Source organism: Andreesenia angusta, assembly GCF_001855385.1.
Classification (GTDB): Bacteria; Bacillota; Clostridia; order Tissierellales; family Gottschalkiaceae; genus Andreesenia; species Andreesenia angusta.
On sequence record NZ_MKIE01000001.1, the window covers coordinates 451,453 to 462,681 of the forward strand.

9 protein-coding genes and 1 pseudogene are annotated in these 11,229 nt (G+C 39.2%); 3 read left to right on the forward strand and 7 right to left on the reverse strand.

What is annotated here, in order from left to right; all coding sequences use genetic code 11:
• Window positions 1–7: 7 nt before the first annotated feature.
• The 3 genes from EUAN_RS02105 to EUAN_RS02115 all read right to left on the reverse strand — a co-directional run bounded on the left by EUAN_RS02105 (window position 8) and on the right by EUAN_RS02115 (window position 1,916).
• Window positions 8–631 carry a DUF3885 domain-containing protein gene (locus EUAN_RS02105; RefSeq protein ID WP_071061137.1) on the reverse strand — a complete coding sequence of 208 codons (624 nt, stop codon included), beginning with the start codon at window positions 629–631 and terminating at the stop codon, window positions 8–10.
• 257 nt (window positions 632–888) lie between these two features.
• Complete coding sequence (locus EUAN_RS02110; RefSeq protein ID WP_071061138.1) at window positions 889–1,548, reverse strand: FusB/FusC family EF-G-binding protein; 660 nt, start codon at window positions 1,546–1,548, stop codon at window positions 889–891.
• Between the two features lie 62 nt (window positions 1,549–1,610).
• Complete coding sequence (locus tag EUAN_RS02115; RefSeq protein WP_071061139.1) at window positions 1,611–1,916, reverse strand: CD3324 family protein; 306 nt, start codon at window positions 1,914–1,916, stop codon at window positions 1,611–1,613.
• A 727-nt stretch (window positions 1,917–2,643) separates the two neighbouring features.
• On the opposite strand from EUAN_RS02115, the gene EUAN_RS02120 reads away from it, so the two are divergent.
• Window positions 2,644–3,909, forward strand: coding sequence for a hemoblobin-interacting domain-containing protein (locus EUAN_RS02120; RefSeq protein ID WP_071061140.1), 1,266 nt, complete (start codon window positions 2,644–2,646; stop codon window positions 3,907–3,909).
• Window positions 3,899–6,403 carry a hemoblobin-interacting domain-containing protein gene (locus EUAN_RS02125; RefSeq protein ID WP_169817315.1) on the forward strand — a complete coding sequence of 835 codons (2,505 nt, stop codon included), beginning with the start codon at window positions 3,899–3,901 and terminating at the stop codon, window positions 6,401–6,403. Before EUAN_RS02120 ends, EUAN_RS02125 begins: the two co-directional genes overlap by 11 nt.
• Before the next feature lie 136 nt (window positions 6,404–6,539).
• Here the strand turns inward: EUAN_RS02125 and EUAN_RS02130 are convergent, their stop codons facing one another.
• The 4 genes and pseudogenes from EUAN_RS02130 to EUAN_RS02145 all read right to left on the reverse strand — a co-directional run bounded on the left by EUAN_RS02130 (window position 6,540) and on the right by EUAN_RS02145 (window position 9,807).
• Complete coding sequence (locus tag EUAN_RS02130; RefSeq protein WP_071061142.1) at window positions 6,540–7,538, reverse strand: ornithine cyclodeaminase family protein; 999 nt, start codon at window positions 7,536–7,538, stop codon at window positions 6,540–6,542.
• 195 nt (window positions 7,539–7,733) lie between these two features.
• A complete protein-coding gene (locus EUAN_RS02135) occupies window positions 7,734–7,961 on the reverse strand; it encodes a DUF2164 domain-containing protein (RefSeq protein ID WP_071061143.1) in 228 nt (75 codons plus the stop codon).
• Window positions 7,962–8,053: 92 nt separating this feature from the next.
• Window positions 8,054–8,578, reverse strand: a pseudogene (locus EUAN_RS02140) (recombinase family protein); the annotation flags it as partial.
• Between the two features lie 428 nt (window positions 8,579–9,006).
• Complete coding sequence (locus EUAN_RS02145) at window positions 9,007–9,807, reverse strand: tyrosine-type recombinase/integrase (protein ID WP_071061145.1); 801 nt, start codon at window positions 9,805–9,807, stop codon at window positions 9,007–9,009.
• A gap of 183 nt (window positions 9,808–9,990) precedes the next feature.
• Here EUAN_RS02145 and EUAN_RS02150 point away from each other — a divergent pair, with 183 nt between their 5' ends.
• Window positions 9,991–10,995 (forward strand): HNH endonuclease, encoded by a 1,005-nt coding sequence (locus tag EUAN_RS02150; protein ID WP_071061147.1) that lies wholly within the window; start codon window positions 9,991–9,993, stop codon window positions 10,993–10,995.
• Window positions 10,996–11,229 lie beyond the last annotated feature (234 nt).

An 11,229-nucleotide genomic window follows, 5' to 3' on the forward strand; every position in this document is an offset into this window, starting at 1 on the left:
GTTGTCTCTAGTCGGCAAACTTATCATCAATTTCTTTACGGTCATAATCGAGTATCCATGACTTCAGTTCTTTGTAAACTGGGAGCAATCTATCTTTGTCATAGGAAACAATATCAAGTCCCATATCATCATATAGTTGTAATATAACGTGACTCTGAACATCGACTATATATATGGATGAAACAAAATCTGCTGAACCACCAATATCACCTAGAATTATTTCATAAAAGACCTTATCAATAGGAATTTCACTCTTATTCAAGTCCCAGTAAAATTGAGTTTGGTTCATGGTGTCACTTCCAGCTTCGACATACTCTGAAAGCTCTTCGTGGGGTAAAACTGGAGCAATTTTTCTAAAAAATAGATTTTTCAAGTTGATGCTCTCCTCTTCATTTTGAGGATTAACTTTCCAGACCAGAAACGAAGGAAACTTCAATCCGCTACGATATATGGTCATGGCACGATTTAAAGCATTTTCAATATATTCTTTTCTAGGTTCCATATTGCTGTCGTAGACATTGCCTACTCCTATTTCAAAGCGAATACCATATTCAGCATTATAAAAGAGTGGGGGATTAAGCGACTTCAATCCTATTAGATTTAGCTCTTTGGTCACTTGCTCTTTAATCAACTTTAAGTCACCGCCTTTAATGTACTGATACACATTATTTAATCATTGCGCGCTTAATAAAAAGCATTTGTGCAAGCTAACTACACCATAACGTATTTTCCATACAAAGGCAATAGGGGGATTTAAAAGCAGTATGGTCCTCGGCTCATCTAAACCTTAAAAGTCAGTCGATCTATTTTGCCTGCGCTAACTCTCGCTCTAAGCTGTAAAAAAAGACACCTCTCGGTGTCTTTTTTATGTCTAAATGAATGATACTCCTACTCAATGCCATTCACTGTTTTCAATATATCTTCAAGTCTTTCAATAGATGAAATTCGCGAATTACATTCATCACTATTTTTACATATACTGATTCCAATGGATTTGTAAGTGTCCCTTCCTGACTCCCTAGTTTTACATACAGGCGAGACAGATATAACTTCGCCATCTCTTCCCACATAGTTACAGAGTGCACATACATAAGAGTTTGTATTTTTTTGGCTTATTATACGGCAAGTCATGCCTAGAAGCACTCCATCTATGTCGTAGGCTATAAACATCTTTCTAGTAGAATTATCGGTCCAGCCTAGATATACCTTCTTGGCTTCAAGTGTTTCTAAGTCAGGGATATGGAGTTTCTTCTCTTTTTTGAATACCTTTAAAAGCTGGGACTTTGTCACACTTTTCATACCGAATGTGTACTTGTCTAGTCTAGACAAGTACGTATCGATATGCAGAGGATCACTTATTTTTGTTATATCAATAATCTCCTTTTCATCCTCAGTCAAGTTTTCGAAAGCAGACAGTATCTTTTCATTCAGATGTGCCTTAGTTACATTGATGATATTTTCATCTACAGAAGTTCTGAACGCACTATTCAAATTTTGTAGGCATTTTTTTATATAATTATAGCGGTGTTTTTCTATAAAACTGTTCATTTAATCTATCCTCTCTTTTCTTTTCGCTCAATTGAAATCATATCACCTTGTGGATCTGGATTTCAATCCCTAGAACGGTTCTGCTTTGTTTTCGAGAATAGATGCTTTGCTTGGCTTATTATTCTCCATATACTCTTTCTCGATAGATAGTATTCCTGAGATAGCTCATCTACAGTAGTCCCTGAAGAGTATTTTTCATAGATTTCTAAATTTCTGACTTGTAGAATATTTTTGGCACCGCTCTTTTCGCCCCAAGCTTTGCGATTCATATCTTTCCTCGGGATATATAAGTACTCTCCGTCCACATACTTTTGCACCATCTCGAGTATGTCTTTTGGCAGCACATCTTTTGCTTTTACATATTTCATTTCCTTGCTCCTCCGATTTAATGAAGTCTTAAAGCAAAGATTATAAAAGCTATGTGTCAAAAGCCCATATACAGCTAATTAAAAAGACTAGGCTCCTAACAAATCATAGCTGATTTATGGTAATCTTTGCAGGAGCAAATCGATTTAAATTTGAATTTATATAGAACATTCATAAAAACACCCCCCAATATTTAATTTCAATTATATTATACCAGAGGGATATCAGTAGATTTTGATTTCTTCTTGGTGTTTTGAAAATGGCAAACATATGAAATAGCAACTGATAACTATCTATATTATCCCCAATCTCTAAAGCTGTTAGAAGACAGCGACGGAATTGTATTGACAGGGTACCTGGAGAAAAAGACATTTCTAGGTAATTATTGATAGAGCTTTTAGTTTAAATTAAAGTCTATCAATAGAATAGCGCAAACACTCTGTAACAATGTAGAAATTTATCTACATAGACTCTAGAATAAGCAATAAAGCTATATCATCAGGAAAGTGTTGAAGCATATATTTTTCTATATAAAAACTGCTTTTTGTTATATACTTATACATATGAAGGAGCGGTTTATACAGGTTTCAGGCAAGTAAAATGGACAAATGTTACCGAACAGCTTCTAGTTATACATATATTTAACAGTATCGTGTTTTTGTTTTAAGGTAAGGAGGTTCTAAAGAGTTATATTAGGATTAAATAAAACTTTATTTAAGGAGGTAAGTTATGGGAAAACGTATTCTTTTTAAGAAAATCAAAGTATTGAACTATCTGCTCTCTATTTTTATGGCAAGCTCTATGATTTTTCCAAGCTTTTCATATGCTATTTCAGGAACGATTAACTTTACAGGAATTGATGAATATGAAACAGGACCTGTTATAACCGATGGACAAGCTGGGGATGTTGCAGCATCAGATATTCCAGGTATTGATATTGATATTTTTGGGTCCAATGATAAAATCAACCCTATTGGTAAGTTTATCTACCTTGACTTCCAGAACGTTATAACACCTTCTGATGTTCCAACTTACACATATAATTATATTGTCATCAAGAGTAGAGACGGCAGCAACTTTAGCTTTAATTCTGCATATATTAATAATTGCAATATGATGGAAGATGCGGTTTATGTTGAAGGAATTCGGGATGGATATCCTCAAGGCACAGTTAATCTAACACTAGATGATGGAGGTATGCCGAGCCAGTTTGACCGACTTAATGGACTGACAGAATCTATATTCCAAAATGTAGACCAAGTAATAATTTCTTCAAATACACCAGGTGCAACAGATGTAACAGCAGGTATAGGGGCAATTCAGATTGCTGACCCGGTTATGTCAACTGTTGCGTTGACAGCTGATACAACATCAAACAGCGTTGATAATGACTTGGAAATCACCTTTGCACCAGATGCAACATTTGAAAGTGAAATTACAGGCGTAAGCTATAACGGCAATGCATTGACTGCTAGCCAGTACACTGTGTCAAGCGGTAAAGTGACTTTGAAGCCAAGCGTTTCAGGCAACACATACCTCAGAACACCAGGGACTGCAAACGTTGTGATCTCGGCATCAGGATACGGGAACTCTACAGTATCCCAAACTATACAAGCGGGAACGGTGGAAACGCTTGAGGTGACAACCCAGCCAGTACCTGGAGCATTAAGCGGGGGTGCGTTCGCAACTCAGCCGGTAGTGAAATTGAAAGATCAGTACGGAAACTACTGTACAACTGGAGTTTCATCAACAGCAAATGTAGTGGCAACAGCGAAGAGTGGTACAGGCTCTTGGAGCATAGGAGGAACTACAACTAAAAGTGCAGTAGCTGGAACAGCAACATTTAGCAACCTGACATGCACGTTGACAACATCAGGAAATGGGAAAGTGACCTTTACGAGTGGAATTAAGACCATTGACAGCTCGGTATTCACTATTCCACAAAACTCGGCAAAGGTACTTACAGCTGATAACATCAAACAGCGTGGACAATGACTTGGAAATCACCTTTACACCAGATGCAACATTTGAAGGTGCGATTACAGGTGTAAGCTATAACGGCAATGCATTGACTGCTAGCCAGTACACTGTGTCAAGCGGTAAAGTGACTTTGAAGCCAAGTGTTGAGGAAAATGAATACCTCAGAACGCCGGGTACTGCAAACGTTGTGATTTCGGCATCGGGATATGGCAATTCTACAGTATCCCAAACTATACAAGCGGGAACAGTGGAAACGCTTGAGGTGACAACTCAACCTGTACCAGGAACGTCAAGCGGAGATGCGTTTTCAACTCAGCCGATAGTGAAATTAAAAGACCAGTATGGAAACTACTGTACGACAGGAGTTTCATCAACAGCAAATGTAGTGGCAACAGCAAAGAGCGGTACAGGCTCTTGGAGCATAGGAGGAACTACAACCAAAGCTGCGATAGCTGGAACAGCTACATTTAGTGACCTTACATGTACGTTGACAACATCAGGAAACGGAAAAGTGACCTTTACGAGTGGAATTAAGACCATTGACAGCTCGGTATTCACTATTCCACAAAACTCGGCAAAGGTACTTACAGCTGATACAACATCAAACAGTGTAGATAATGACTTGGAAATCACCTTTGCATCAGATGCGACATTTGAAGGTGCGATTACAGGCGTAAGCTATAACGGGAACGCACTGGATGCTAGCCAGTACACTGTGTCAAGCGGCAAAGTGACTTTGAAACCAAGTGTTTCAGGCAACACATACCTCAGAACACCGGGTACTGGAAATGTTGTGATCTCGGCATCAGGATATGGGAACTCTACAGTATCTCAAACTATCGAGCACGGGGCAGTCGCAAAAATGGTTGTGGATCAAAATATTACAGCCCCTGCAAACAATGGCGGAGAATTTGTACAACAACCAATTATAATGCTTAAGGATACTTATGATAATATATGTACCAGTGATAGTACGACAGTCGTAACAGCAGCTAAGGAAGACGGTGGAACGTGGACATTGACCGGGACTGCTACAGCTACTGTTACAGGTGGTATAGCGACGTTTACGGACCTTGGAGCAACTAATGCAACTAGGGTAAGTAATGCACAGATAGGCTTTACCGCAACAGGACTAGCTAAGGTAACAAGCGCAACAGTGACATTGCCTTCAACTACGCCTCCGAGTGGTTCAGGTGGAGGCGGGGGTTCATCAACAACAGCACCTACAGGATCTGTGAATATAGTGGTAAACGGAGAAACTATAAGCGCAGGAACAGAATTACATTCAACAGAAAACGGCAAATTAGCAGTAAACGTAACAGTAAACAACAAAGTTATTCAAAGTAAGATTGATGAGGCTGTAAGAAACAATAAAACAGGACAACAAAATGTATTCCAAGTGCCGGTTGCAGACACTAGATCAGACATAGTAAACTTCGAACTAACAGGAGATATAGTTAAACAGCTCGAAACTAATACATTTGATGTATCAATCAAACATAATGGATTAGAATACACTATCCCTACAAAAGAACTAACTATTTCAAACGCAGCTAAAGAGCTTGGGATAGAAGAAACATCATTAGGAGACATTAAGATTGAAGTGAAAATTGCAAAGCTTGACGATTCAGTTGTGGCCAAGTACAACAAAGTAGCCACGAAAAATGGGGCTACAATATTATTTCCACCAACTGCTTTTGAGATAGTAGCAAAGACTACAAACTCAGAAGGAAAAACTGAATATGTGAATATAGGTAAATTTTCTAACTACGTAGAGAGGGTAATGGAAATTCCTGCAGATGTTGATCCAAGCAAGATCACAACAGGTATTGTATTTAATGAGGACGGCACCTACAGCCATGTCCCAACGGAAATATTCCAAAAGGAAGGTAAGTGGTACGCAAAGCTGAAATCGCTGACAAATTCGAACTACTCTGTAATCTCGAATCCAATTACTGTAGAATCTGTAGAGAAACATTGGTCAAAAGATGTAGTCAACGATATGGCATCGCGACTTGTCATATTCAATCCAGAAACATTTGAACCAGATAAAGCAATTACAAGAGCAGACTTTGCAGAGTACATTGTAAGAGCGTTGGGTATTTATAGAGAGGGTTCTCAGCATGAAAACGAGTTCAAGGATGTCAGTGCAAAAGGAGATAGGACAATTGCTATTCTGATTGCTAATGAATACGAAATTGTGGCAGGATATCCAGATGGAACCTTCAGGCCAGATGCGATAATTACAAGAGAAGAAGCAATGGCCATGTATCAAAGGGCAATGAATATAACAAAGCTTGAAGGAACAGATACAAACAGATATAAAAGCTATTCAGACTACAATCAGGTAGGGAGTTGGGCAAAAACTTATGTGCAGGCGGTGCTCTCAGCAAATGTACTTAATGGAACTACCCCTACAACAATTTCGCCGAAGTCAAACCTAACTTATGCAGAGGCAGCACAAGCGATTAAGAATCTACTGGTGGAATCTAAGTTAGTCAATAGATAGCGATATAAATAGAGTATTTGAGTATAAATGTAAAAATAAGGGCCTCTTGAGAGGCCCTTATTCGCGCTTAAAATAGGGCGGCCATACTAGGGGCTACCCTACTTTTTCTGTATTTATACATGGAATACCATCCATTTTAAAACTCTATAGTTTGCCCTACACCTTTTTGCATTGCTTTCTCATAAATCCTTCTTGCGGTCACGATGTCCAGTACACTACTCCCAACTGTCTTAAAGAAAGTTATCTCTTGATCGCTCTCTCTAGAAGGAACTTCTCCCATAATTACCTCTCCAAGTTCTCCAGTTACAATGTCTTCTGTACATTTATTTTGTCTCATAGGTACTATGAAGTCACCGCTTTCATTTAGAACACCATCTCTTGTATCTACATATACCTTATCTGCATTTAATAGAATATAGTCATCAATCTCTTGCATTTCAGGAGTGTATGATCCCACTCCATTAATATGCGCACCTTTTTTTATTAATTTCCCGTCAAATACTGGTTTTTTTGCTGTGGTAACACTGGTAATAATGTCAGCATTGGCTACCGCTTCACTAGAGCTATCAGCTACAATAATTTTAACGCCAAAAACATCCGCAAATTTATCAGCCATTCTACTTGCAAATTCCTGAGATCTCTCTTTATTTGCATCGAAAACCCTGACTTCTTTAATGTCTCTTACTGTAAGAACAGCTTCAAGCTGACTTTCGGCCTGCCCTCCTGTTCCCAAGAGAGCAAAAATTTCTGAATCTTTTCTAGCCAATATATCAGTGGCTGCACCTGAAACCGCTCCCGTTCTTATCTTTGTCAGATAAGATCCGTCCATTATAGAGCATACTTCTCCTGTACTTTCATTGATCAAAACCATTGTCGATGATAAAGAATCTAAACCTTTTTCTACATTGTTTGGATATACAGACACTATCTTAACTCCTAGAGCCTTGGCTCCTGCTGCATATCCAGGCATATACAGGCTTTGTCCTTCCTCCTTTGGAATATCTATATTTATTCTAAGGGGTATGTCGCTTTCACCCTTTGAATAAAGTTCCAAGCCATCTTTATCTGCCTGAATGGCATCTTTTATGGTAAATACCTTTCGAATATCTTCTTCTTTCAAAATCACAATCTTCATATATGCACACTTCCTTTCTATATTTGTGGCAGTGCTCTACTCATTCCTAGTTTCAATTCCGGTGATCCGAACAGCTTTCTAAAACCCCATAGCTAGATGGAAAACACCCCAGCCATATCATAAAATGCATAAATCGCTTCAAAATAGCACTTATTGCACTACATATTTAAATCTTCCCCATTAGGATGAGTTCATCTATTTTTGGATGGACAGGAGGTCTTCGCACCGCTCGCTCATATAATTGTAAGAGTCATAAACGCCCTGGTTGTAGAACTCCGGACCCAGCTTCTCCGTTATGAAATCCAGAATCAAAGCCGAGGCCAGGTCGCCTAGCTCCTCGTCTCTCTCTTCCGCAAAATACTTCTTTATGGCTGAAACCATACCTGCCTTCACTTCCTTTGAAAATTCGATCTTATTCTTCATGAAATCCCTCCTTTAAAGCCCGATTTTAAATCCTAATGATTTAAACGACTTTCACCTCTTGAGTTTAAGTATAGAATAAAAGTTTAATCTCTTTAATTTTTTAGCTGTTCTTCTATAAGACTTATATACTTGTATACCGTGGTCCTGCTCATGCCGTTCAGCCTGGAAAGGTCAGTCACATTGAGCTTCCCCGCACTGTGCAGTTTGTAGGTCTCCATAAACTTAGAGGGTATGTCGTCCGCTGTTGTGGCTGGTCTGCCCAGCGTCTTGCCCTTGGCCCTGGCGTTCTCCATCCCGGACTTGACCCTCTCGGATATCATCTGCTTCTCGAGTTCGGAGAAAACGCTCATTATCTTGAGTGTCATCTCAGTCATTATGTCCATTTTGCCATTCGTCCGGCAGTCTATCGTCAGGGAGCCCACCACCAGCCTCAGTCCTTTTTCCTTCACAAGCTCCAGCAGCTCTATAAACTGTTTGGTGCTCCTCGACAGTCTCGAGACCTCGGTCGCCAGTATTGTGTCGCCTTCTTGTAGCTCATCTAGCATCAAACTGTACTGCTCCCTCTTCAAATTGCTTCCAGAGATATACTCCTTGTAGACCCTGTCGATATTGTGCTGCTTTCTGAGTTCCCTGACCTATCTTTCCAGATCCTGCCTATCCTCGTTCGTGCTGCATCTCACATAAGCCCTTATCATCCGATTACTCCCTCTCTTTCTGTGGTTTAACTCTATCATCTGAAAGCGAAATGGTTAAGTGAATTTCATGGACACTATGTGCCGAAAGAGAAGGCGACGGGATGCTTATTTTTGATCATCCGGCGCCTTCGATGATGGATTTTGTTTCTGGTTTTACAGGTGTGGCCAAGTGTCTAGGAAAAGAGTTATTTTGTTGAACACTTGTAGGAGCATCTGCACCACATTTTAGACTGTATATTGCGACACTATGTTTTGACACACGGCCACATGGCATATCTGCTATAATTAATTGTATGGTCAATACTGTTCATTTACAGCACCTCCCTATCTAATCATTTCTATCTATAGGATCAAAACCTAATAGTCTCCCTCTGCTCCTCAATCGACAGCGTAGTGTAGATCCTCGTAGTCTCAAGAGAGCTATGCCCAAGAATATTTGCAAGTTCCAACACGTTCTGGTTGTTGTGACGCAGCCACTGCTTAGCGAAAAGGTGTCTGAAGCTATGAGGGTAGACCTTGCATTCGCTGACTCCGGCGAACTTGGCTATTTCCTTCAGCTGCCTGAATATATTGGACCTATCTAGTGGATGTCCGTTTGAAGTCCGAAATATTGTACCTGATTCTATACATTCCGAGTTTACATAATAACCGAGTTCTTCTACAAGATTTTCAGAAAGCGGGATATCCCTGTGTTTCCCCTTGCTTTTGACTTCCATATAGCCATTTTTAAACGTTTCCACTGTCAGAAACTTCAGCTCCGACACCCTCATGCCGGTATAATATAGGGTCAGCATTATATACTTTAGTCTTGTCTTTTTCAGATTCTCCGCAGCCCTTATAAGTCTTTGAAACTCCCTTTCCGTGATCACGTTGTCCAGCGAAGTTTTCCGTTGCTGCTTCTCCTGCTTCAGCTTAAGGTTAAGGCCGCAAAACTTCAGGTAGTTGTTTACTATAGTGATTTTGTTGTTCACCGTGGACAGCTTGAAACTGTCTAATAGCTCTCTTTTGTACTGGATAAGCAGTTCCATAGAGACTTCATCCCCGTCTGCAAACTCCAGAAAGTCCTGGGCGTCCTTTAGATACTCCCTTATAGTGCTTTCAGAGAGCTCCCTGCACAGCAGTTCTTCCCTGTAAGCGCGTAGGTTTTCCATTTTTTCAGCTCCCATATATCGAAATATTAGGTTCTAAATATCTCTATTATATACTATATTTAGGCAAACGGCACCACAATCTCAGATTATGGTGTTTGTGTTTTATATATTTTTCTTTGGATATATATTACACTAGAATCAGATTTATATGTTTAATATTAAATATTGTAAGGGGTGTTATATGTGAACTATTTCTTTGTATTTCAAAACAAGACTTTTAAAGAAGAACATCTTGGTGGGTTTCTATGGGCTCCTAAAGCTGATAAAAATGGTCATACAAAATCTCACTGGACTATGATGACAAATGTAAAAAAGGGAGATGTGATTATACATAGTGTACATAAAGCCATAGTTGCAATAAGCTTCGCTATATCAGATTGCTATTCAAGCTCAAGGCCTGATACTAACTTTAATGACTGGGAAGAAGACGGATGGAGAGTAGACACTGAATATCGTACTTTTCAAAAAAGCATTCTTACATCTGACTACATAGACGAATTAAGAAAGCTACAGCCAGAGAAATACGCTCCATTTAACTCAAGAGGTAGGGGTAACACAGGTTATCTATTTGCCGCCAATGCAGAGATGTTTAGGCTTATTATTGAAGAGACTGCTAAAGTCCAGAGCTCATATAGCTATAGTAATCAGGTTCTGGAGTTACTAAAAACATCTTCCGATAAAGTACTCGAGGAGCTATCAGAGTACAGCCCAGGACTGATTGTTGAGTCTATAAAAAGCGCAGATTTGAAAAACGAATCAAACTATTTTAAACATAAGGGAACGCCCAAAGAGAAGCAGAGTCCAATATACTCTAATGGACAAAAGTCTTATCCGAGAGATCGTCAGACAGCACTAAATGCTCTAGCACATGCACACTATTTATGTGAAGTAGATAAAAGCCATCCAACGTTTATAAGGAAAAACTCTGATAAAAGCTACACTGAACCTCATCACTTAGTTCCTATGGCATACTCTGATAATTTTAATGTCTCACTAGACGTTGAAGAGAATATAGTCTCCTTATGCAGTAATTGTCACAATCAAGTACACTATGGTGAAGGGGCTGAAGGTATTTTAAGAAAGCTATATTCTGAGAGAAAAGAAGTCTTAGAGCGGGTGGGGATTGAAGTCACTCTTAAAGAGCTGCTACAAATGTATTCGTATGGATTAGGCTTTTTTGAATTATAAATATTTACAGATAGGATGTGATTTTATTGACAGGAAAATTAATAAGGCTGTTTTTAGCAGAGGGGAAGTCAAGCGGACTGAGAACAGTTGAAATTTCTAATATGACTATCGTTCAGTTAGTCAATAAATGTCGCAAATTTTATGCTTAATTATCCGACATTATATAGTCTTCTTTTTTCATAAGTGGCTTTCTTGATAGCCGATCTTCTTTCAAGAATCAGGATATCTCTACCC